22 protein-coding genes, 1 other RNA gene and 1 pseudogene are annotated in these 20,343 nt (G+C 71.4%); 8 read left to right on the top strand and 16 right to left on the bottom strand.

Features of this window, described 5'->3' with window-relative positions; genetic code table 11:
- Nucleotides 1–23 precede the first annotated feature (23 nt).
- The 8 genes from QIS99_RS13900 to rnpB form a co-directional block, all read right to left on the bottom strand.
- On the bottom strand, nt 24–1,277 hold the full coding sequence (locus tag QIS99_RS13900; RefSeq protein ID WP_282513563.1) for a cytochrome P450: 1,254 nt from the start codon (nt 1,275–1,277) through the stop codon (nt 24–26).
- A 185-nt stretch (nt 1,278–1,462) separates the two neighbouring features.
- The gene (locus tag QIS99_RS13905; protein WP_282513564.1) at nt 1,463–1,792 is read right to left on the bottom strand and encodes a nuclear transport factor 2 family protein; all 330 of its coding nucleotides are present in this window, start codon (nt 1,790–1,792) and stop codon (nt 1,463–1,465) included.
- A 292-nt stretch (nt 1,793–2,084) separates the two neighbouring features.
- Nucleotides 2,085–2,384 (bottom strand): hypothetical protein, encoded by a 300-nt coding sequence (locus tag QIS99_RS13910; protein WP_282513565.1) that lies wholly within the window; start codon nt 2,382–2,384, stop codon nt 2,085–2,087.
- Nucleotides 2,385–2,828: 444 nt separating this feature from the next.
- Nucleotides 2,829–3,290 (bottom strand): DUF5990 family protein, encoded by a 462-nt coding sequence (locus QIS99_RS13915; RefSeq protein WP_282513567.1) that lies wholly within the window; start codon nt 3,288–3,290, stop codon nt 2,829–2,831.
- Between the two features lie 259 nt (nt 3,291–3,549).
- Entirely contained in the window at nt 3,550–4,086 is a 537-nt protein-coding gene (locus tag QIS99_RS13920; protein WP_282513568.1) for a hypothetical protein, read from the bottom strand.
- A 23-nt stretch (nt 4,087–4,109) separates the two neighbouring features.
- Nucleotides 4,110–4,787 carry a helix-turn-helix domain-containing protein gene (locus QIS99_RS13925; protein WP_282513569.1) on the bottom strand — a complete coding sequence of 226 codons (678 nt, stop codon included), beginning with the start codon at nt 4,785–4,787 and terminating at the stop codon, nt 4,110–4,112.
- Between the two features lie 142 nt (nt 4,788–4,929).
- Nucleotides 4,930–5,178 carry a hypothetical protein gene (locus tag QIS99_RS32180; protein WP_349017296.1) on the bottom strand — a complete coding sequence of 83 codons (249 nt, stop codon included), beginning with the start codon at nt 5,176–5,178 and terminating at the stop codon, nt 4,930–4,932.
- Between the two features lie 236 nt (nt 5,179–5,414).
- An RNA gene (rnpB, locus tag QIS99_RS13935) (RNase P RNA component class A) lies at nt 5,415–5,816 on the bottom strand.
- Between the two features lie 98 nt (nt 5,817–5,914).
- On the opposite strand from rnpB, the gene QIS99_RS13940 reads away from it, so the two are divergent.
- Together QIS99_RS13940 and QIS99_RS13945 are read left to right on the top strand one after the other, a co-directional pair.
- On the top strand, nt 5,915–6,709 hold the full coding sequence (locus QIS99_RS13940; RefSeq protein WP_282513571.1) for a MerR family transcriptional regulator: 795 nt from the start codon (nt 5,915–5,917) through the stop codon (nt 6,707–6,709).
- Complete coding sequence (locus QIS99_RS13945) at nt 6,706–7,404, top strand: hypothetical protein (RefSeq protein ID WP_282513572.1); 699 nt, start codon at nt 6,706–6,708, stop codon at nt 7,402–7,404. The genes QIS99_RS13940 and QIS99_RS13945 overlap by 4 nt, the downstream gene beginning before the upstream one ends.
- Here QIS99_RS13945 and QIS99_RS13950 read toward each other — a convergent pair.
- A complete protein-coding gene (locus QIS99_RS13950; RefSeq protein ID WP_282513573.1) occupies nt 7,355–8,851 on the bottom strand; it encodes an RNB domain-containing ribonuclease in 1,497 nt (498 codons plus the stop codon). The genes QIS99_RS13945 and QIS99_RS13950 overlap by 50 nt on opposite strands.
- A 164-nt stretch (nt 8,852–9,015) precedes the next feature.
- Here QIS99_RS13950 and yaaA point away from each other — a divergent pair, with 164 nt between their 5' ends.
- Together yaaA and eda are read left to right on the top strand one after the other, a co-directional pair.
- Nucleotides 9,016–9,816 carry a peroxide stress protein YaaA gene (gene yaaA / locus QIS99_RS13955; protein ID WP_282513574.1) on the top strand — a complete coding sequence of 267 codons (801 nt, stop codon included), beginning with the start codon at nt 9,016–9,018 and terminating at the stop codon, nt 9,814–9,816.
- A gap of 69 nt (nt 9,817–9,885) precedes the next feature.
- Nucleotides 9,886–10,512, top strand: a complete 627-nt coding sequence (gene eda / locus QIS99_RS13960; RefSeq protein ID WP_282513575.1) for a bifunctional 4-hydroxy-2-oxoglutarate aldolase/2-dehydro-3-deoxy-phosphogluconate aldolase — start codon at nt 9,886–9,888, stop codon at nt 10,510–10,512.
- A gap of 10 nt (nt 10,513–10,522) precedes the next feature.
- On the opposite strand, the gene QIS99_RS13965 is transcribed toward eda, so the two are convergent.
- The 4 genes from QIS99_RS13965 to QIS99_RS13980 form a co-directional block, all read right to left on the bottom strand.
- Nucleotides 10,523–11,767, bottom strand: a complete 1,245-nt coding sequence (locus tag QIS99_RS13965; RefSeq protein ID WP_282513576.1) for a bifunctional RNase H/acid phosphatase — start codon at nt 11,765–11,767, stop codon at nt 10,523–10,525.
- 3 nt (nt 11,768–11,770) lie between these two features.
- Complete coding sequence (locus QIS99_RS13970) at nt 11,771–12,514, bottom strand: zinc ribbon domain-containing protein (protein WP_282513608.1); 744 nt, start codon at nt 12,512–12,514, stop codon at nt 11,771–11,773.
- A complete protein-coding gene (locus QIS99_RS13975) occupies nt 12,511–13,374 on the bottom strand; it encodes a Nif3-like dinuclear metal center hexameric protein (RefSeq protein ID WP_282513577.1) in 864 nt (287 codons plus the stop codon). Before QIS99_RS13975 ends, QIS99_RS13970 begins: the two co-directional genes overlap by 4 nt.
- 91 nt (nt 13,375–13,465) lie before the next feature.
- Complete coding sequence (locus QIS99_RS13980) at nt 13,466–14,512, bottom strand: ABC transporter substrate-binding protein (RefSeq protein WP_282513578.1); 1,047 nt, start codon at nt 14,510–14,512, stop codon at nt 13,466–13,468.
- Nucleotides 14,513–14,690: 178 nt separating this feature from the next.
- Between QIS99_RS13980 and QIS99_RS13985 the strand changes: the two genes are divergently transcribed.
- Both QIS99_RS13985 and QIS99_RS13990 read left to right on the top strand, forming a co-directional pair.
- Nucleotides 14,691–16,034, top strand: coding sequence for a hypothetical protein (locus QIS99_RS13985; RefSeq protein WP_282513579.1), 1,344 nt, complete (start codon nt 14,691–14,693; stop codon nt 16,032–16,034).
- A gap of 179 nt (nt 16,035–16,213) precedes the next feature.
- Nucleotides 16,214–16,390 (top strand): hypothetical protein, encoded by a 177-nt coding sequence (locus QIS99_RS13990; protein WP_282513580.1) that lies wholly within the window; start codon nt 16,214–16,216, stop codon nt 16,388–16,390.
- 87 nt (nt 16,391–16,477) lie between these two features.
- Here QIS99_RS13990 and QIS99_RS13995 read toward each other — a convergent pair whose 3' ends face one another.
- The 3 genes from QIS99_RS13995 to QIS99_RS14005 all read right to left on the bottom strand — a co-directional run bounded on the left by QIS99_RS13995 (nt 16,478) and on the right by QIS99_RS14005 (nt 19,571).
- On the bottom strand, nt 16,478–17,419 hold the full coding sequence (locus QIS99_RS13995) for a 3-oxoacyl-ACP reductase (RefSeq protein WP_282513581.1): 942 nt from the start codon (nt 17,417–17,419) through the stop codon (nt 16,478–16,480).
- 61 nt (nt 17,420–17,480) lie between these two features.
- Entirely contained in the window at nt 17,481–18,557 is a 1,077-nt protein-coding gene (locus tag QIS99_RS14000; protein WP_282513582.1) for a Zn-dependent alcohol dehydrogenase, read from the bottom strand.
- A gap of 159 nt (nt 18,558–18,716) precedes the next feature.
- Complete coding sequence (locus QIS99_RS14005) at nt 18,717–19,571, bottom strand: MaoC/PaaZ C-terminal domain-containing protein (protein WP_282513584.1); 855 nt, start codon at nt 19,569–19,571, stop codon at nt 18,717–18,719.
- A gap of 45 nt (nt 19,572–19,616) precedes the next feature.
- On the opposite strand from QIS99_RS14005, the gene QIS99_RS14010 reads away from it, so the two are divergent.
- Nucleotides 19,617–19,760 carry a hypothetical protein gene (locus QIS99_RS14010; protein ID WP_282513585.1) on the top strand — a complete coding sequence of 48 codons (144 nt, stop codon included), beginning with the start codon at nt 19,617–19,619 and terminating at the stop codon, nt 19,758–19,760.
- A 124-nt stretch (nt 19,761–19,884) separates the two neighbouring features.
- A pseudogene (locus QIS99_RS14015) lies at nt 19,885–20,334 on the top strand (response regulator); the annotation flags it as partial.
- Nucleotides 20,335–20,343: the final 9 nt, after the last annotated feature.

Below are 20,343 nucleotides of genomic sequence, written 5' to 3' on the forward strand. Positions count from 1 at the left end.
GCGGGGGCGGGGCGGGGCGGGGGTCAGCTGAAGCGCACAGGGAGGTACTTGATCCCGTTGATGAAGTCCGAGCGCATCCGCCGCGGCTCGCCCGTCAGCTCGACGTGCGGGAAGCGGCGGAGCAGGGCTCGTACGAGCGACTTGATCTCGGTGCGCGCGAGGCCCGAGCCCAGGCAGTAGTGCGGACCGCCGCCGCCGAACGCCAGGTGGTCGTTGGGGGTGCGGCGCAGGTCGAGCACGTCCGGGTCGGCGAAGACGGCCTCGTCGCGGTTGGCGGAGGTGTAGTAGAGGACCGCCTTCTGGCCCTCCCCGACCGGTACGCCGCGGAGTTCGGTGTCGCGGGTCGCGGTGCGCCGGAAGTTGTGGATCGAGCCGTTCCAGCGCAGGAACTCCTCGGTGGCGGTGGCCCACAGCGCCTCGTCGTCGATGCCCGCGACCAGCTCGGCCCGCGCCTTCGGGTGTTCGGCGAGGGTGAGCAGGGTGCCGGCGAGGAGGTTGCGGGTGGTCTCGTTGCCGGCCACGCAGAGCGTCACGAAGAACATGTCGATCTCGTGCGCGCTGAGCCGTTCCCCGTCGACCTCTCCGTGCACGAGAGCACTGATCACGTCGTCGCGCGGCTCCTTCAGGCGGGCGGCGGCGAGTGCGTCGCAGTACCCGTAGATCTCGGCCGCCGCGATCTGCCCGTCCTCCTCGCTGGTACGGAAGTCCGGGTCCTGGAAGCCGACCATGCGGTTGGACCAGTCGAAGATCTTGTCCTCGTCGGCGGCCGGGATGCCGACCATCTCGCAGATCACCTGCAACGGAAGCCGCGCGGCCAGCTCCTCGACGAACTCGACCCCGCCGCCGCCCTGTTCGCTCAGCTCGGCGACCCGGTTGGCGAGGATTCCGGCCCGCCGCTCGATGTCCTCGGTCAGCTTGCGGATCATGCGCGGCGCGAACGCGGCGTTGACGAGCCGCCGGTAGCGGCTGTGCTTGGGCGGGTCCATCCCGACGAGGGTGAGCGCCAGGCTCTCCAGGGCCTCGGGCGGCTGGTCCCGTACGAAGAACGAGCCGCGCTCGACGGACCACAGCTCCGGGTCCCGGCTGAGCGCGACGACGTCCTCGTGCCGGGTGACGGCGAAGAAGCCGGTGTCGCCGCCATTCCCCTCACGGTCGCCGGGTATCTCGTGCCAGTGCACGGGGTCCTCGCGCCGCAGCCGGGCGAACTGCTCGTGCGGCACGCCTTTGGCCCAGGTGTCTTCGAGGAGGTCGATGGGGGTCAGGTCGGGGGAGGTCATGGGAGTCCCTTCGGAGTAGGGGGTGGGTTCACGGTGCGCTCGTCCAGGGGCCCTCTCCTCCCCTCCCGGCCCAACGGACAAGGAGAGGTTCCAACGGACAAGGAGAGGAACCCACAGAACTGACGAACCGTCAACTACCGTTCCGAAAAAGGCTGCTGACCGAATCAGGCCTCAAGCCTCAAGCCTCAGACCTGCCCCGTGTCGAACCGGGCGACCTTCCCGCCCTCGACGGTGAACTGCCAGCGGGTCCGCATCTCGCCCCAGGTGTCGTTGCTGTAGCGGACGAGGAGGGTGAGCCCGTCGTCCGACTGCGACTCGACGGCCATCCGACCGTTGGAGGAGAAGATCTCCCGCTCGGTCCATTCGGCGAGATTCCGCTCCGTACCGTCGTCCGACATGGCCGCACCGGGTGCGAGCGCGTCCTGGAAGGCATCCCTGTCCTGAGCGTTGACAGCCGCGACGAAGGCACGTACGGCGGGGTCCGCGAGCAGCTCGACCGGCAGATCGTCGTTCATGGAGTCCCTTTCGCTGGGTTTCCGCTGGTTTCGGGGGCAGCCCGAGACGTACACCAATCGGCCCCACGCCCAGCGGACCTTGGCCCGCTCGCGGCGGGTCGCCCAGCGGGCAGGGCATTTACGGAAGCCGGACGGCACAGAAGAGCACCGGTTCAGACCGTACGGCAGGTCGTTCCAGCGTCCGGGTACAGCAGCACCCCCACAGGTTCAGTCGAGCCGGTGGGGGCGTGCCGTGATCGGGTCACCTGGCTGGGTGGCTGGGTGGCTGGGTGGCTGGGTGGCTGGCCAGGTGTCAGGCGACGCGGGCGAGCCCTTCAAGGTCGCGGCGGTGTTCCTCGTCCACCTCGATGCACACGGGGTAGACGTCTGCGACTTTCCGGATTTCCTGGGTGGCGATGGAGACGGCCTCCAGGAGCGAGGAGGCTTCGATGAAGCACATCGATTCCATTTTGCTGGTCCCCGGGGGACCCTTTGTCTGGCCGATGCTGCCGTCTACGAGCAGGTCGTCAGCCTCAGGCCAGTAGTTCCAGGCGTGCTCTTCCTCGTCCGTCAGCCCCCGGTTCATGATCAGCGTGAATTCCCAGGTGCGCACCGCTTCCTCCTCACTTGTGCATCTTCTTGTGTCTGTCGACGAATTCCTTGAGTCGCTTGGCGGCGACGTCGGAGTTGCGAGGAGTGCAGGAGATCCGCTCTCGGTCACCGCAATTGCAGCAGATCAGCCACCCCCACAGGTGCCCGTGGTGGACTTCCTCAACCTTGAAGCCGTCCCTTTCGGCCTCCCTGCGTCGGTCTGCACGCTGCCAGAGGTCGGCGTCGCTTTGGCGAGACCCCCGAACGACGGAGGGCGCACCCCGCCGGCCCCGGGGCTTGTCTGATAATTGATCTTGTGGTGGGTCATGGTGAGCTGACGGATGCGGCGTTGGGCGGATAGCGCCCCTCCTGCCGGGTGATGACGGGCATGGCCGGCCATGGCGGCACCGTTCGATGTTCAGGCCACCACGCTGGACGACAACGAGGACCGATCTGCACCGCGCTGCTACGAAGTCGACCACTCGATCAGGGGTGGCCGGACAGCCGCACACAGCGGACCTCCACGCATGTCCGTCAGCCCCAGCCTCCCTACCAGCAGGCCACCATCCACGGCCGCTGTGAGGACCCCGTGGTCGATGCCGTCGAGCCAAAGCTTCGCCCGACGAAACATCGTGAACACCTCGTGATCGTCGACTGTTCCCCACGAAAGGTAGATGAACCGGGCGCCGGGCCGCCCCTGCACATACGGGCCACGCAGGTCCCACTGCCCATCAACTGATCTGGCCGTGACCTCCAACTCCCAATGCGCCGACAACGCGTCTCCCGGATGCAGACCGAACAGCTCACTCGGCCGATCGCGCCGCTGTACCGCAATGTGGATGTTGCGGTAACCGGACACGCCCGGCGTCTGCCCGCACTGTCCCCACTCCTGTCCAGGCAGATTCGATCCCTCGATGTGAATCAACATGGCCCCATCATCCACCAGAGAGCATCCGCCCCGTCTCCACTGCAGAGAGCGAGCAGGCGGGTGACCGTACCTGGGGAATTCTGTCTGGCCGCCGTCACAAATGCCACGAGCTCTCCTCCTCCGGATAACGGGATTCGTGATCCAGACGAACGGCCTTACAGGTGAACGGGATTGATGAACCGTGGACGTGTCGACCTCGGGGGCGCGTCGGCGCATTCACCTGAAACCTGCGATACGGCCGTTTCATGAACGCCCGATGTCAACTACTCGCCCCGGAAAGGATTCTTGATACTGGTTTGCCACAACTCCCGTGCGCGGTCGACGTAGAGCAGCCCACATACCAGGCGAGCGCCACGCCCTCGGGGTCGTCGTCGTGCCGGGCGAGGTCGAGCCGGAGCCCGGCTCGAAGGAGACTGCCGATCGGCCACCACCCGACGGTGGCGCCGGTCACGGTCTCGCCGAGCGCCCACACCCTGACGGATACGCTCGCCGCCATGGTCACCATCACCCCGCTGCCCGACCGTCCCCAGGCCCGCTCGTCGCCGAACTCGTCACCCTCCTCCGGGCGGCCGGCCTGCCCGTCCTCGACGGCGGCGAGGGCGCGGGCGCCATCATCAGCCCGCTGACGTTCGAGGCGCGGCCAGCGACTGGGCCCCGCCCCGCCCGCCTTCGATGACAGTTTCCTGGGCCGCCGCACCGAGGACGACGCGGACGCCCAGGCGGAGGCTGAGGCGCTGAAGAGTCTGGGCCGGCCCACCGCGGATTCGGCGCCGCGCCCGATGCACGGCTTCCTCATCGACGAGCACGACCAGGACTGAGTCAGGTGTACTCGCGTTCTGTTCGAGAGCGCACGCGCCGGTATTCCGCCAGGGGATCCTCTGCCTGGGTTCCCCAGTTGGCGGTTGAGCCGCCAGCTGCATGAATCGCCGTGCGCATCACATCGTTGGCCAGGCTTTCTGCCTCACTGGTAGCGAGGGGCTCGGTCAGCATCACCGAGATGGTCACCTCGCCTGTCGCCGTGTCCAGGTCGAGGGTCGCATCCCCGATGGCGGAGTTGACGTGTGACAGCGCGGAGAGTTCTTCAGTGACTCGCGCCAGGTGCTTTTCCAGGGCGGCAGGCGGTGAGGGGAGACATTCCTTGCGCACAGTCACCTGGAAGCTGGACGTCACGACCGTGTGTACGGCGGTGGCCTCGTCGCGCGGCCCTTCGAGGGAGACGTTCAGCTTGGCGTTCAGTGCCTTCGCCAGGCGCGTGAGGATGGGCACGGTAGGGGTGACGCCGCCGCTCTCGATGCTGGAGATCTGCGGCTGGGTCATGCGTGCGCGCTTGGCCAGCTCCGTCTGGGACAGGCCCAGTGACGTGCGCCGGTCGTAGACGAGCTGGCCGAGGTCGATCGCTGCTGCGATCTCCGCCCGTCGCGCTTCGACCTCCGGGGTCTCGTTGTAGCCCTCGCTGAGCTTGCGCTCGCGGGCGAGCTTCCATCGGGTGTGGCTCATCGGAGGTCTCCCTTCGTGACGTTCCGCGTATAGACGTCGTGTCCCGGCTCGTGTCCGGGCCCTTGTTCCTGGCAGGCCTTCATGACAAGACGGGCCCGGTCGACTTCATTGGTCTCGCGCTGCTTCGTCTTGTGGAACACCGTCAGCAGCACGATCCGCTGATCCGGAGCCAGCCAGTACGTGATGCGCACTGCCAGGCCATCATGTCCGAGATGAACCGCAGCTCGCGCAGGCCATCACCCAGGTGTCGGGAGTAGGGCTCGCCGAGCGTGGTCGGCGCGTCCAGTAGACGCCCGACGTGTGCCTCCACGTGCAGGTATTCGTCATCCGTGAGTCGGTCGAGCCAATCCAGAACATCTTGTTCGACGTCGACGGGCCACGGCTCGCTCATGCACCCACCCAACATCCAATCTGTTGTATATCCGATGGTGAGCCGGGATGGCATAGCCCACACGCTCATGCGGACTCCCTCGGCGCCGAAGCCGATGCACAACACCTCAGGTCAGTCCCGGCGGGCGATGCGGGCGCGCATATGCGTGGCGCGAACTTGCAGGGTGAAGCGCGATGGGAGCAAGCAAAAACCCCTGGCCCGAGAGTCGGAAACTCCCAGGTCAGGGGCCTTGCGGCGGAACGAGTCGACCTGTACGCCGGGTTCTGTCTCCCCAGGGCCTCGCGGCCCGGGGGGAGGCGGTCATCCATCTGGGGCCGGCGTTGCCGTCGGCCTCGTGCGGTCTACCCGCGGACTCGGGCGGGCAGCCCTCGATCATCCGCGCAGAGCGCCTTGCGGTGCTCCTCTTGACCTTGCTCCGGGTGGGGTTTACCTAGCCGCCTGAGTCACCTCAGGCGCTGGTGGTCTCTTACACCACCGTTTCACCCTTACCGAGGGTTGAAGCCCCCGGCGGTTTGTTTTCTGTGGCACTGTCCCGCGGGTCACCCCGGGTGGCCGTTAGCCACCACCCTGCCCTGTGGAGCCCGGACGTTCCTCGGAGAGAGTCCGAAGACCCTCGCCGCGACCGCCCGGCCGGCTCGTCCGCCGTGCGTCACATGCTACCCGGGTGCTACCAGGGTTCTGCCCCCGGCCGGAGCGCCCTTGACCTTGTCGCAGCGGCAACGTTTCTACTGGGCTCATGCGGATCGGAGAGATCGCCGCGCTCGCCGGGGTCACCACGCGGGCCGTGCGCCACTATCACCAGCAGGGCCTGTTGCCGGAGCCGGAGCGGCGGGCCAACGGGTACCGGGAGTACGGCCTGCGGCATGCCGTGGAGCTGGCCCGGATCCGGCGGCTCACCGAGCTGGGTCTGGGGCTCGCCGAGGTCAGGGATGTGCTCGCGGACGACGCCGGGCGGGAACTCGTAGAGGTTCTGGAGGAGTTGGACGGGGATCTGGCGCGGCAGGAGGCGGCGGTCCGGGAGCGGCGGGGCCGGCTCGCGGAGCTGTTGCGGCAGGCGCGGGCCGGGGAACTGCCGCCGGAGGGGCCGGTGTCGCCGGAGCTCGGCCGGCTGTTCGCCGCGTTGGGGCCGACGGACTCGGCGATCGCCGCGAAGGACCGCGAGCACCTGGCCTTCTTCGACTCGCTCGGCGGGCCCGAGGGCAGCGGTGAGCTGGTCGCGGCGCTGCGGCCGCTGGCCGAGGACCCGGAGTTCGTGGGCCGGGTGGAGGGGCTGTACGGGCGGTTGGACGCGTTGGCGGAGGCCGCGGCGGACGATCCGCGGATCGGGCCGCTCGGCGACGAGCTCGCGGCCGCGATGCCGGAGGCCGTGCTGCGGCTGATTCCGCACGGGGGCGCCGAGCAGTCCCTCGGCGGCGGCTTCGGGGAGGCGTTCCTCGCGGATTTCCCGGCGGCGCAGGCCGAGGTCGTACGGCGCATGATCGCGGGCCTCGCCGAGCGTGCGCGGCGTACGGGAGGGGGTGGGCGGCCGTGAACTGGGCGAAGGCCGTACGTGTCGTGCGGCGGCTGACCGTGCTCGAACTGCACGGGTTGTACAGCCTGCTGCTGTGGGTGGCGCGGCGGCGGCACGGGGTTCGGGAGGGCGCGCGGGCGGTCGCGTACACCGGGCCGCAGACGGCGATGCTGTTCGGCCTGCTGTTCGTGGCGGTGCTTGAGACGGTGGCGCTGGCCGTGCTGATCCCGTGGCCCGCCGTGCACGCGGTCGTGCTGTTCCTCGACGTGTACACCGTGCTGCAGGTGCTCGCGCTGCACGCCGCCTGTGTGGTCCGGCCCCATGTGGTGGGCGTCGACGGTTCGCTGCGTATCCGGTACGGGCACCTGCTCGACCTGCGCATTCCGGCGGAGGCGGTCGCGCGTGCACGGGTGGAGCGGCGCTACCCCGGCGGCAAGCGGGTCCAGGAGCACCCGGACGGCAGCCTCGACCTGCTGGTCGGCTCGCAGTCGACGGTGACCGTGGAGCTCGCGGCGCCCGTGGCGTTCGTACGGCCGCTGGGGCGGCGGGTGGAGGTGGGGACTGCGGTGCGGTTCCACGCGGACGATCCGCAGGGCCTTGTCACGGCGCTCAACCTTGTCACGGCGCTCAAGAGCACGGCTCCCAAGAGCACGGCTGCCAAGGAGCTCACTCCGGAGCGAACCGCACCTTCGCCGTCCCCGGGTCGGCCTGGGTGAGGCGGACGCGGAGGCGTTCGCCGAGGGGGAGCGGCTCGGTGCCGCCCTCGATGCGGGCGACGACCGCGGGGTCCTCCAGGTGCACGGTGCCGACGGCCGGTTCCTGTTCCTTGACGTCGATCACGATCGCGTCGAAGGTCTCGCCGACCCGGTCCCGGAGCAGCGCGGCCTCGACGATGTCGACGCACTCGCGCTCCACGGTGTTGGCCCGCCGGGTGCCGTCGGCCATCTCCTTCGGCAGTTCGGGCAGGGCGGCCAGGACCCACTCGGGCGGGTCGTCGTCGGCGCAGGCGGCCAGGCAGATCTCCCCCGCGTAGCGGTCGACGAGTCGGCGCAGCGGGGCCGTGCAGTGCGTGTACGCGGCGGCCACCGCCGAGTGGACGCGCGGCTCGGGCAGCTCGCCGCCGGTGAACGCGGTGTAGCCCGCGCCGCGCAGGAGCGTCGTGCACTCCTCCAGGAACGCCGCGTGGTGCGGCTCGCGCGGGTCGAGGGCGCGCAGGAGGTCGGCGTACGGGACGTGGTGCGGCCAGTCGACGTGCAGGGCGGTGGCGGCGCGGCGGAGGCGGCCGACGGCGCCGTCGGGGGCGGCCGGCAGGGTGCGCAGGATGCCGGTGCCGTGCTCGGCCATCAGGTCGGCGGCGGCGATGCCGGTGAGCAGGGAGATCTGGGCGTTCCAGGCGTCGGCGGGGCGGGGCGCGCGGTAGGTGAGGGCGTAGTGATTGTCGCGTTCGACGATCTCCTGCTCGGGGACGTTCAGGGAGATTCCGCCGCGATCCACCTCGCGCTGTTCGCGCAGCAGCCCGATGTCGCGGAGGAGGGCCAGGGGTTCCTCGGCGGTGCCGGAGTCGATGGCCTTCTGGACGCCCTCGTAGTCGAGCTTGGCGCGGCTGCGGACGAGGGCGCGGTGTACGTCGACGGCGGTGCGGTGTCCGTCCGCGTCCAGGTCGATGGTCCACAGGAGGGCCGGCACGTCCTGGTCGGGGAGCAGGCTGGCGGCGCCCTCGGAGAGGACCGGCGGGTGCAGCGGCACCTTCTCGTCGGGGAAGTACAGGGTGACCGCGCGGGCGTGGGCCTCGCGGTCGAGGGCGCCGCCGGGGGTGACGAAGGCGGCGACGCCGGCGATGGCGTACTGCACGCGGTAGCCGCCGCCGTCCCTGCGGGAGAGGTGCATGGCCTGGTCGAGGTCGGTCGGATCAAAAGGCGGTCGCGAAGCGACTCGTTGGAAGGGTGGTGGCGGGTGACGGGTGGGCGGGTCGATCGTGAAGAACGGGACGTCGGTGGCGTCGGCCTCGGGGAGGCGGGGCTCGCGTGCGGCGGCCTCCGCCTCGGCGATGACCTCGGGCGGGAACTCCTGCGGCACGTCGAGCTCCGCGCGCAGCTCGCGCAGGGCGGCGCGCAGCGGGGTGGCCTCCGCGGTGGGGGGCACGTGCAGGTGGCGGCGGGGCATGTGTGTGAGCGTATTTCGTCCGTACGATTTCCTCCCGTTCTGCCCGCTTGTTCCTCCCGTTCTGCCCGCTTGCTCCCGGCGCGGTCCTGGCGTACCGCACGCGGCCGATACGCTGCCCAGGGGCCGCACCCCCGCCTCGTACCGCCGCAGAAGGAGAACCCGTCGTGCTCGTGCTCTTGCCTCCGTCCGAGGGAAAGGCCGCCTCCGGGAGGGGCGCGCCGCTGAAGGCCGAGGGGCTGTCCCTGCCGGGCCTGAGCGGGGCGCGGCAGGCGGTGCTCGACGAGCTGGTGGAGCTGTGCGCGGCCGACGAGGAGAAGGCGCGCGAGGTGCTCGGCCTGAGCGAGGGGCTGCGCGGCGAGGTCGCGAAGAACGCGGAGCTGCGCACCGCCGGGGCGCGTCCGGCCGGGGAGATCTACACCGGCGTCCTGTACGACGCGCTCGGCCTGGCCTCCCTGGACGCGGCGGCGAAGCGGCGGGCCGCGAAGTCGCTGCTGGTGTTCTCGGGGCTGTGGGGCGCGGTCCGGGTCACCGACAGGATCCCGTCGTACCGCTGCTCGATGGGCGTGAAGCTGCCGGGTCTCGGCGCCCTGAACGCGTACTGGCGCGAGGTCATGGCCGATGTGCTTCCGGAGGCGGCCGGGCAGGGGCTGGTCCTCGACCTGCGCTCGTCCGCGTACGCGAGCGCGTGGAAGCCGAAGGGCGAGGTGGCGGGGCGGACCGCGACCGTGCGGGTGCTGCACGCGCAGCTGGTCGACGGCGTGGAGAAGCGCTCGGTGGTGAGCCACTTCAACAAGGCGACCAAGGGCCGGATCGTGCGGGACCTGCTGCAGGCGGGCGCGGCGCCCGCGTCCCCGGCGGAGCTGGTCGGGACGCTGCGCGGGCTCGGGTACGCGGTGGAGGCGGAGGCGCCCGGGAAGGCGGGGAAGGCCTGGCAGCTCGATGTGGTCGTGACGGAGATTCACTGACACATACGAGGTGTTGCAGCATGCGCAATGGGCTTTGCGCATGCTGCGCACGCCGGGCAGGATGGGGCCATGACTTCGCGCTCTGTCCTTGACCTCGCCCCTGTCGTCCCCGTCGTCGTCGTGGAGGACGCCGCGGACGCGGTGCCGCTCGCCCGCGCCCTGGTGGCGGGCGGACTGCCCGCGATCGAGGTGACGCTGCGCACCCCGGCCGCGCTCGACGCCATCCGCGCGATCGCCGCCGAGGTGCCGGACGCGGTGGTCGGCGCGGGCACCGTGATCTCCCCCGAGAACGTCCGGGACTCGGTGGACGCGGGCGCTCAGTTCCTGGTCAGCCCCGGCTGGACGGACACGCTGCTCGACGCGATGAAGGCGTCCGGGGTGCCGTTCCTGCCCGGCGTCTCCACGACGTCGGAGGTCGTGGCGCTGCTCGAACGCGGCGTCAGCGAGATGAAGTTCTTCCCGGCCGAGGCCGCCGGCGGCACCGCCTACCTCAAGTCCCTCGCGGGCCCCCTCCCCCAGGCCCGCTTCTGCCCGACCGGCGGCATCACGCCCGCCTCGGCGCCCTCGTACCTGGTGCTGAAGAACGTCGGCTGCGTGGGCGGCAGCTGGATGCTTCCCGGGGACGCGGTCGCCGCGAAGGACTGGGCGCGCGTCGAGGGTCTGGCCCGCGAGGCGGCGGCCGTACGGGCAGCCTGAACGCCCGGGTTCAGCGCAGGTGGGATGTCTCGTTGAGGAGCCGCAGCGAGGCGTTCCCGTCCGCGTAGTACGCGACGGCCGAGAGCGACGCCGCCGACAGCTCCATCCGGAACAGCGCCTGCGGCGGCGCCCCGAGCGCGAGCCGTACCAGCGTCTTGACCGGCGTGACATGCGTGACGAGCAGGACCGTACGCCCCGCGTACCGCGCGACCAGGCGGTCCCGCGCCTCCTCGACCCGCGCCGTGACCGCGGCGAAGGACTCCCCGCCGGGCGGTGCCGCGTCCTGCGAGGCCAGCCAGGCGTCGAGCTCGTCCGGGTAGCGCTCGCGCGCCTCGGCGAAGGTCAGGCCCTCCCAGGCCCCGAAGTCCGTTTCCCTGAGGCCCTGTTCGAGCGTCACGGGGAGGCCGAGGCGGGCCGCGACGGCGTCCGCGGTCTCGCGGCAGCGGCGCAGCGGTGAGCTGACGATCTCCTGGATCGTGCCGCGCGCGGCGAGCGCGGCGGCGACCCGCTCGGCCTGCTCCCGCCCGGCGGCCGAGAGCACCGGGTCGGAGCCCCCGCTGCCGGAGAACCGCTTCTCGGGCGTCAACGCGGTCTCGCCGTGCCGCAGCAGGACGAGCGTGGCGGGCGGGCCGAGGTCGGGTGCGGCGGCGGGCCGGGCGACGGTGGGGGCCTGGACTACGGGAGCCGCACTCGTACGCGAACCCGCCGGCGCCGCCCGCGCCTTGGCCGCTCCCGCCGACGCGTCGCCGGGCGGGCCGTCGCTGACAGGGGCCTTGGCCGCGTTCCGTGCCGCGCGGGCGTCCTGCGCGTCCAGCTCCGCCGTGGAGTCGGCCGCGCACCACTGCTCACCGCGCTTGCCCGCGTCCATCGCCTCGTTGGCGAGCCGGTCCGCGTGCTTGTTCTCCGCGCGCGGGATCCACTCGTACGTGACCGTCCCCGGCGGGAAGACTCCGCGGGCCTCCGCGGCGAGCGGGCGCATGTCCGGGTGCTTGATCTGCCAGCGGCCCGACATCTGCTCGACGACCAGCTTGGAGTCCATCCGGACGGCGACCGTGGCCTTTGGGTCGAGCTCTCGGGCGGCCCGCAGACCGGCGACCAGGCCTTTGTACTCCGCGACGTTGTTCGTCGCCACGCCGATGAACTCGGCCCGCTCGGCGAGGACTTCACCGGTGGCCGCGTCCAGGACGACCGCGCCGTACCCCGCGGGGCCCGGGTTGCCCCGGGACCCGCCGTCGGCCTCGACCAGGAAACGCATGGACTACAGCCCGGACTCCGACGTACGGACCAGGATGCGGCGGCAGTTCTCGCAGCGCACGACCGCGTCCGGGGCGGCGGCACGGACCTCGTTCAGCTCGGTGATGTTGAGCTCAAGGCGGCAGCCCTCGCAGCGGCGCTGGTAGAGGCGGGCCGCGCCGACGCCGCCCTCCTTCTCGCGCAGCTTGTCGTAGAGCTTCAGCAGGTCGGCGGGGACCGAACCGGAGACGACCTCGCGCTCCTTGGTGACCGTGGTGGCCTCGCCGTCGATCTCCTCGAAGGCGGCGTCCCGGCGGGCCGTGGCGTCGTCGATCTTCGCCTGCACGGACTCGACGCGCTCGGTCAGCTCGCCGACCCGCTCCTGCGCGGACTCGCGGCGCTCCATGACCTCCAGGACCACGTCCTCCAGGTCGCCCTGGCGCTTGGCGAGCGAGGCGATCTCGCGCTGCAGGTTCTCCAGGTCCTTGGGGCTGGTGACCGCGCCGGAGTCCAGGCGCTGCTGGTCGCGGACGGCGCGCTGGCGCACCTGGTCCACGTCCTGCTCGGCCTTGGTCTGCTCGCGGGCGCAGTCGCTCTCCTCGGTCTGCGCGGCGACCAGGAGGTCCTTGAGCTGCGTGAGGTCCTTGGTGAGCGACTCGATCTCGGCGTGCTCGGGCAGCGCCTTGCGCTTGTGCGCGAGCTGCTGCAGGCGTACGTCGAGCGCCTGGACGTCGAGGAGGCGGATCTGGTCGGCGGGCGCGGCGTTCAGTTGGGGGCTCCAGTTGGTTTGGTGGGTGCGGAGGCGGACGACGCCGCGTGGGCGGTCCAGGGGTCGGTGACCGTACGCGAGACATGGACCCTCAGGCCCCATCCGTGGCGGTCGGAGATCTCGTCGAGCTGGGCGGCGGCCTGCTCGCACCAGGGCCACTCGGTGGCCCAGTGGGCGGCGTCGAACAGCGCGAGAGGAGTCGCTTGAGTGGCCTCGGACGCCGGGTGGTGGCGCAGGTCGGCGGTGAGGAAGCCGTCGACTCCGGCCGCGCGGACCGCGTCGAAGAGGCTGTCGCCGGAGCCGCCGCTCACCGCGACCGTACGGATCACGGCGTCCGGGTCGCCCGCCGCGCGGAGGCCCTGCGCGGTGCCGGGCAGCCGCTTGGCCGCGCGGTCCGCGAACTCCCGCACGGTGAGCGGGTGGTCGAGCTCGCAGATCCGGCCGAGGCCGCGGCGGCCCGACGGGTCCGTGGGGTCGGGCACGAGGGGGCGTACGACGCGGAGGTCCAGGGCGCCGGCGAGGGCGTCGGAGACTCCGGGGTCGGCGGTGTCGGCGTTGGTGTGCGCGACATGCAGCGCGACGTCGTTCTTGATCAGGTCGTGCACGGCCCGGCCCTTGAAGTGCGAGCGGGCGACCGTCGTCGTACCGCGCAGGTAGAGCGGGTGGTGCGTGACCAGGAGGTCGGCGTCCAGGCGGACCGCCTCGTCGACGACCTCCCGCACCGGGTCGACGGCGAAAAGGACGCGCGTGACCTCGGCCTGCGGGTCCCCGCAGACGGTGCCGACGGCGTCCCACTGCTCGGCCCGCTCCGGGGGCCACAGGGCGTCCAGGGCGGCGATGACTTCAGACAGACGGGGCACGGGTTCAGGCTACCTGCCCTTCCGCCGTCCGATCACTGGCCGTTCCCCGCGAGCTGGCGCGGCCCGGGGTACGTGCCCCGGGCCCTTGGGCTCACTGCGTCAGGTACCCGTCCAGGTCGTCCAGGACCTCGTCAGCGGCCGTCACGCCGAGGCCCAGGTACCAGGTCTCGTCCGGGACGTTCTTCGCCTGGCCCTGCTTGACCGCGTCGAGCTTCTTCCACAGCGGGTTGCCCTCGGCCTGGGAGCGGTCGGTCTTCTTCGCGTCGCCGTAGACGCCGGTGAAGATCCAGTCGGCGTCGGCCTCGTCGATCCTCTCCGGGCTGATCTCCGCGGCGAGGTCGTTGATCTGCTGGTTCTTCGGGCGCTCGACGCCGACGTCCTCCAGGATCGTGCCGATGAACGAGGCCTTCGCGTAGAGGCGGATCTTGCCGGGCAGGTAGCGCAGCATCGTGACGGTGGGCTTCTCGCCGCCCTCGTCGATGGCCGCGCCGAGCTCCTTCGCCTTCTTCTCGTACGCGGACAGCTGCTCCTTCGCCTCGGCCTGCTTGTCGAGCGCGGCGGCGTTGAGGAGGTAGTTCTCCTTCCAGGTGAAGCCCGGGCGGATGGAGAACACGGTCGGGGCGATCCTGGAGAGCTGCGGGTACATCTTCGCGGCGCGCAGCTCGCTGCCGAGGATCAGGTCGGGCTTGAGCGCGGCGATCGCCTCCAGGTTGAGGGAGTTGATCGTGCCGACGCTCTTGGGCTTGCCCGCGTCCTTGGCGAGGTAGCCGGGTATGCCGTCGTCGCCCTCGGTCGGCGCGTACCCGACGGGCTTGACGCCGAGCGAGACGACGTTGTCCAGCTCGCCGACGTCCAGGACGACGACCCGCTTCGGCTTGGCCTTCAGCTCGGTTTTGCCCATGGCGTGCTCGATGGTGCGCGGGAACTCGCCGGGCTTCGCGTCGGTGCCCATCTGCGCGGTCTCCTCGGCGGCGTTCGAGAAGTCCTCGCCGCCCTGGGCGACGGACTTGCTGCCGTTGCCGTTCTTCTTGCCGGAATCCGCTCCCGAGCCGGCGTCGCCGCTGGAACAGGCGGCCAGGGAGAGCGAGGCGGCGACGGCGAGGGCGACGGCGGCGGTGCCGCGGCGGCGTAGGGACATCGAAGCTCCAGGGGTACTTAGGTTGGCCTTACCTTAAGCCACAACCGGTTCAGCACAACCCCCTGGCTTTCTCAGGCGAATCAGGACATGGCCACCCTTTGGTGTGAAGGAGTGGGCCGCTCGTGCCACGGCAGCGCGTGCGAAAACTAGCTTTCTGGGCCGGAGGTGACCGCTACTCATGACCACGACGGCCTGGGCCAAGAAGACCGCGACGACCGGCACGCAAGCCCCCGGAGGCAGCGGCGCGAACGGCGAACGCGACGAACGCGACGAACGCGACGAACGCGACGAGCGCGACGAACGCAGCCAGCACGGCCAGCACGGCCAGCACGGCGAGCGCAGCCAGCACGGCCAGCGCAGCGAGCCTGCCGCCCCTGCCGAAACGGTCCTGCAAGACCCCCCGCCCCGCCCCCCGCACCCCCCGGCCACGCCCTCCTTCACCATCTCCGCGGACGGCGCGTACGCCGCCCGCCTCGCCCCGCACGGCGACCGCGGGGATGCGTGGTGCCCCGAGCGCTGGACCCTCGACGGCCCCGAGCCGTACGCCGTCCCGCTCCCCCTCGACAAGGCCGAGGAGTACGGCACCGAGGTGCTCGCGATGGCCGACGGCCGGGTCCTCGTGCACCGCGCCGTCGCGGAGCGGCAGTCGTTCTCGCTGCTCTACCCGACCGGCCCCGGCACCGGCGAGCACGTCCTGGGCGCCCTGGAGTGCGCGGAGTTGAGCCTCCTGACGCCCTCGCCGGGCGGCTCCCGCGCGTACGCCCTGGCCCCCGGAGCGCACTCCACCGCGGTGTGGCTGGTCGCGGGCGGCGCCTTCGGGCCCGAGCGGGTCGCCGAGGTGCCCGGCCGCTGCACGGGCGGGGTGTGGCTGGACCGCGCAGGCCGGATGCTCGCCCTCGACCAGGAGCTGGACGGCCGTACGAAAGCGGTCGCCGTCGACCTGGAGCGCGGCGGCGAGGTCACGCCGCTGCTGCAGATCGCCGAGGCGAGCGACGACCGGCTGCTGCTCGCCGACGCGGCCGGCGGCCTGATCCTGGTCCGCTCCGACGCCCCGGGCCACGACCGGCTCGGCTGGGGCGTGCTCGGCTCGACGCTGCCCGTCCGCTTCCCCGAGTGCCTGCGCCTTCCGGACTGCGCGGTGACCCCGTTCGCGATCCAGCCGGGGCAGGTCCTGATGCCCGAGCACTGCGCGGTGGCGCTGCGGATCGACGGCCCGGCGGGTACGTGGATCGGGCTCTGGCGGCCCGTCGAGCGCCGCGTCCACCACATCGCCGCGCCCCAAGGCTGGCTGACCGGCGCCGGGTTGTGGACGCCCGACGGCGAACTCCGGCTCCCGTACGCCACGGACGCCGAGCCCTGTGGCGTGGCCCGGGTCATGGCGCCGCCCCCGGCCCCGCCCGAACCGGCTCCCGCGCCCGCGCCCGCGCCCGCGCCACGACCCGTCCCGTTGCAGCAGGCGCCCCTCCAGCAGGCCCTGCTCATGCGGCGGATCGCGCGCCGCATCCAGCACGCGGAGGCGTGAACGCCCCCGAGCGGAAGGGCCGCGTGCAAGGGGTTCGCACGGCGTGCCGGGCACGGCTTCCGAACCGTTACGAAGGCGTGCCACAACCCGTTATGCACCTGGCGTGATTGCCGCGTACAGGACAGTTAGACTCGCCCGGCTGTCCTTTGACGATCTTCTTACGGGGTGACATTTTTCCCATGACCGAGAACAGCGACGTGCCCACGGAGCAGTCCGCTCCGGATGCCGCGGCAGAGCAGCGCGGGCACGGCAGGCACCGCGGTCCGGTGTCCGTCCAGGACGTCCCGGAGCAGGCTCCGGCACCGCGCGGCCGGCACCGCAAGCCGTCCGACGAACGCCGCTCGGAAGCGGCGTAAGCAGTCTTCTTCCGTTTTCTTCCGACGCCAACGCGCCCCCCTGAAGCCCGCTCGGGCCTCGGGGGGCGCGTTGCTTTCGAGGGAGAATCACCCCTTCTTGAGCCCCAGCACCTCCGACGCCCCGAACGTCTCATTCGCCGGCCGGTCCGCGTAGTACGGGGACAGCACCTCATCCAGCTCCCCGTACGAGAACACCTCCTTCGCCGCGTCGAACTTCGCCGCCACGCGCGGCCGTTCGACGACGGCGACCATCCCCCCGTGCACGACGAGCAGCTGCCCGTTGACCCGCGCGGCGGCAGGCCCGGCGAGGTACCCGACCAGCGGGGCCACGTGTTCCGGGGCCAGCGGGTCGAGCGCGTCGCCCTCGGGCTCGTTGAACCCGGCGAAGACGTCCTCCGTCATCCGCGTACGGGCGCGCGGGCAGATCGCGTTGGCCGTGACGCCGTACTTGCCGAGGGCGAGCGCCGACGACGTGGTGAGGCCGACGATCCCGCCCTTGGCCGCCGCATAGTTGGGCTGCCCGGCCGAGCCCGCGAGGAAGGCCTCCGACGACGTGTTGACGATCCGGCCGTAGACCGGGCCTCCGGTCTCCTTGGCGCGGGCGCGCCAGTGCACCGAGGCGAAGTGGGTGGTGTTGAAGTGCCCCTTGAGGTGGACGCGGATCACCGAGTCCCACTCCTCCTCGCCCATGGAGAAGATCATCCGGTCCCGCAGGATGCCCGCGTTGTTGACCAGGATGTCGAGCTTCCCGTACGTGTCGAGCGCCGACTGCACGAGCGCGCGGGCCTGTTCGTGGTCCGCCACGTCGCCGAGGTGTGCGATCGCCTCCCCGCCCGCGGCGCGGATCTCGGCGGCGACCTCCTCCGCGGGCGCGGCCGAGGCCTCCCCGGAGCCGTCCCGCCCCGGCTGTCCGAAGTCGTTGACGACGACGCTCGCGCCGAGCCGGGCCAGCTCCAGGGCCTCCGCCCGGCCGAGGCCGCGGCCCGCTCCGGTGACGACCGCCGACAGACCGGCAAGTGGCTGTGACATCAAGGTCCTTTCTCAGTGAGGCAAGTGAGGGAGTTGAGCGGCTGCCGTACGGCGGGCAGGGTCAGAGTTCGATACAGGTGCGCAGGGCCTCGCCGCTGCGCATCTGGTCGAGCGCGTCGTTGACCGAGGCGAGCGGCACGCGGTGCGTGATCAGGCCCTCCAGGTCGATCCGTCCCGCCCGCCACAGCGCGATGGCCCGCTCGTACGAGGTGAGGACGTCACCGCCGCCGTACATGGACGGCAGGATGCGCTTCTCGTCGAAGAACAGCTCGAACATATTGACCTGCAGGAAGTCGTCGAGCGCCCCCGCGCCGACCACGCACAGGGTGCCGCCGCGCCGGGTGTTCTCGTACGCGGCACGGGCGGTGGCGGACTTGCCGACGACCTCGAAGACGTAGTCGAAGCCCTCGCCGGAGGTGAGACGCTGCTTGGCGTCGTCGAGCGCGTCCGGGGCGACCGCCTCCGTGGCGCCGAACCGGAGCGCCGCCTCGCGCCGTGACGCGACCGGGTCGACGGCGACGATCTGCGCGGCGCCCTTGAGCCGCGCGCCCTGGATCGCGGAGATCCCGACGCCGCCGCAGCCGATCACCGCGACCGACGAACCGGCCCTGACATCGGCGGTGTTGACGGCCGCGCCGAGCCCCGTGGTGACGCCGCAGCCGATGAGGGCGGCGATGTCGAAGGGCACGTCGTCCGGGATGGGCACGGCGCACTTGGCGTCGACGACGACCTCTTCGGCGAAGGTGCCGGTCCCGGCGAAGCCGAACACGTCCCCCGCGGCGCGCTTGAAGTTGGGCACCCCGGCGTTCATGAACCCGGCGAGGCACAGGTGCGTCTGGCCCCGCCTGCACGACGGGCACGCCCCGCAGGCGGGCAGCCAGCAGACCAGGACGCGGTCGCCGGGCCCGACGTGCGTGACGCCCTCGCCGACGTCGACGATCTCGCCGGCGCCCTCGTGCCCCGGCACGAACGGCCCGGGCTGCGGCAGCACGCCGTTCATCGCGGAGAGGTCCGAGTGGCAGAGCCCCGTGGCCCGTACCCGGATCTTCACCTTCCCCGCACCGAACCCCACCGCCTCGACGTCGTCGAGGACCTCCAGCTTCTCCTGGCCTGTCTCGTGCAGTACGGCTGCGCGCATGGTGCGGCTCCTCTCGTACGTCAACTGGGCCTGTTCGTACGTCAGTTGTGCCCGGACTCGGTCACGTGCGCTCGGTCACGTGCGCTCGGTCACGTGTGCGCGGTCATGCGTGCGCGGTCATGCGTGCGCGGTCATGCGTGCGCGGTCATGCGTGCGCGGTCATGCGTACTCGACCAGCGTGTCCGCGAGGACCGGCGCGTCGTCCCGCTCCACCGCGCTCACCGCGACCTGCACGCGCCCCTCGCCCTCCCACATCCGCAGCCGCAGCGTCTCCCCCGGGAAGACCACCCCGGCGAACCGCGTGGTGTACGAGCGCACCCGCGACACGTCCCCGCCGAGCACCGTGTCCACGACCGCCTTGAGCGTCATGCCGTACGTGCACAGCCCGTGCAGGATCGGCCGGTCGAACCCGGCGAGCTTCGCGAACTCCGGGTCGGCGTGCAGCGGGTTCCAGTCGCCGGAGAGCCGGTAGAGGAGGGCCTGGTCCTCGCGGATCGGGCGCTCCTCGACACGGTCGGGCGCGCGGTCGGGCAGGTCGAGGCGTGCCGAGGGCCCGCGCTCACCGCCGAAGCCGCCTTCTCCCCGTACGAAGATCTGGGTGTCGCAGGTCCACAGCGGCCCGTCGGCGTCGGCCACGTCGGAGCGCATCACGATCACCGCGGCCTTGCCCTTGTCGTACACCGCGGGGATCGTCGAGGTCTGAACGGCCTTGCCGGACACGGGGATCGGGCGGTGCAGGGTGACGGTCTGGCCGCCGTGCAGGACGTGCGCGAGGTTCACGTCGACGCCGGGCGCGGAGAGCCCTCCGGCCACGGCCATGCCCCCGCCCGCGACGGTGGCGAAGCTGGGCAGCACGTGCAGCTTCGACTCCAGGGTGTAGCGCAGCTCGTCGGGGTCGGTGGCGGGCAGGCCCGCGCCGAGGCCCAGGTGGTAGAGCTGGATGTCCTTGTGGTCCCAGGCGATGTCGGTGCTGCGGGGCTCGGCGGCTACGGCCTTGGCGGCATCAATGGGCATGGGGACACGGCTCCTTGTGGTTCGCGGGGTGGCGCGTTCGCGGCGATGCGTTCGTACGGATGCGTCGTACGGATGCGTCGTACGGATGCGTCGTACGGATGCGTTCGTACGGGCGAAGACCTCGGCGCGACCGTCCGCACCGTCAGCCGCACCGAGGCCGTCCTCGACCGGCCCGGCGCGCGGTTCTAGAACGCGTTCTAGGCCGTTGGGCACCATGTATAACGCAGCCCAATGCCGTTGTGAAGACGTTCAGCTGACGCAATGTCAGATCAGCCCGGGTGCCCGAACCACCCTATATCCCTAATCTGGGCATATGACCGAGATGCCCCATGACCATCGCCCCGCCAAGAGCGTGCGCGTCCTGCTCGCCGAGGACCCGAGCGTGACCGGGGGCGCGCTCGCCCTGCTGCTCGGCATGGAGCCGGACCTGCAGGTGGTCGCGCAGGTCGGGGCGGGCGACCGGGTCGCGGCCGAGGCGCTGACCGTGCGTCCGGACGTGGCGCTGCTCGATGTGGAACTGCCGGGGCGGGACGGCCTGGAGGCGGCGGCGGAGCTGCGCGCGGAGTGCCCGGAGTGCGCGGTGCTGATCCTCACGACCTTCGGCCGGCCCGGGCTGCTGCGCAGCGCCCTCGCTGCGGGCGCGGCGGGCCTGTTGGTCAAGGACGGGCCGGTCGAGGAGCTGGCCGAGGCGATCCGGCGGGCGCTGCGCGGCGAGACGGTGGTCGACCCTGCGCTCGCGGCGGCCGCACGCCGTGAGCAGCCCCCGTCAGCA

Origin of the sequence: Streptomyces solicavernae (assembly GCF_029968095.1) — a bacterium.
GTDB lineage: Bacteria > Actinomycetota > Actinomycetes > Streptomycetales > Streptomycetaceae > Streptomyces > Streptomyces solicavernae.

What these genes read in the sequence shown, in the direction of transcription:
- QIS99_RS13900 (WP_282513563.1), bottom strand. Translation starts at nt 1,277, where the DNA reads ATGACCTCCCCCGACCTGACCCCCATCGACCTCCTCGAAGACACCTGG.
- QIS99_RS13905 (WP_282513564.1), bottom strand. Translation starts at nt 1,792, where the DNA reads ATGAACGACGATCTGCCGGTCGAGCTGCTCGCGGACCCCGCCGTACGT.
- QIS99_RS13915 (WP_282513567.1), bottom strand. Translation starts at nt 3,290, where the DNA reads ATGTTGATTCACATCGAGGGATCGAATCTGCCTGGACAGGAGTGGGGA.
- QIS99_RS13920 (WP_282513568.1), bottom strand. Translation starts at nt 4,086, where the DNA reads ATGAGGAAGCCGTGCATCGGGCGCGGCGCCGAATCCGCGGTGGGCCGG.
- QIS99_RS13925 (WP_282513569.1), bottom strand. Translation starts at nt 4,787, where the DNA reads ATGAGCCACACCCGATGGAAGCTCGCCCGCGAGCGCAAGCTCAGCGAG.
- QIS99_RS32180 (WP_349017296.1), bottom strand. Translation starts at nt 5,178, where the DNA reads ATGAGCGAGCCGTGGCCCGTCGACGTCGAACAAGATGTTCTGGATTGG.
- QIS99_RS13940 (WP_282513571.1), top strand. Translation starts at nt 5,915, where the DNA reads ATGCGGATCGGAGAGATCGCCGCGCTCGCCGGGGTCACCACGCGGGCC.
- QIS99_RS13950 (WP_282513573.1), bottom strand. Translation starts at nt 8,851, where the DNA reads ATGCCCCGCCGCCACCTGCACGTGCCCCCCACCGCGGAGGCCACCCCG.
- eda (WP_282513575.1), top strand. Translation starts at nt 9,886, where the DNA reads ATGACTTCGCGCTCTGTCCTTGACCTCGCCCCTGTCGTCCCCGTCGTC.
- QIS99_RS13965 (WP_282513576.1), bottom strand. Translation starts at nt 11,767, where the DNA reads ATGCGTTTCCTGGTCGAGGCCGACGGCGGGTCCCGGGGCAACCCGGGC.
- QIS99_RS13980 (WP_282513578.1), bottom strand. Translation starts at nt 14,512, where the DNA reads ATGTCCCTACGCCGCCGCGGCACCGCCGCCGTCGCCCTCGCCGTCGCC.
- QIS99_RS13985 (WP_282513579.1), top strand. Translation starts at nt 14,691, where the DNA reads ATGACCACGACGGCCTGGGCCAAGAAGACCGCGACGACCGGCACGCAA.
- QIS99_RS13990 (WP_282513580.1), top strand. Translation starts at nt 16,214, where the DNA reads ATGACCGAGAACAGCGACGTGCCCACGGAGCAGTCCGCTCCGGATGCC.
- QIS99_RS13995 (WP_282513581.1), bottom strand. Translation starts at nt 17,419, where the DNA reads ATGTCACAGCCACTTGCCGGTCTGTCGGCGGTCGTCACCGGAGCGGGC.
- QIS99_RS14000 (WP_282513582.1), bottom strand. Translation starts at nt 18,557, where the DNA reads ATGCGCGCAGCCGTACTGCACGAGACAGGCCAGGAGAAGCTGGAGGTC.
- QIS99_RS14005 (WP_282513584.1), bottom strand. Translation starts at nt 19,571, where the DNA reads ATGCCCATTGATGCCGCCAAGGCCGTAGCCGCCGAGCCCCGCAGCACC.
- QIS99_RS14010 (WP_282513585.1), top strand. Translation starts at nt 19,617, where the DNA reads ATGCGTTCGTACGGATGCGTCGTACGGATGCGTCGTACGGATGCGTCG.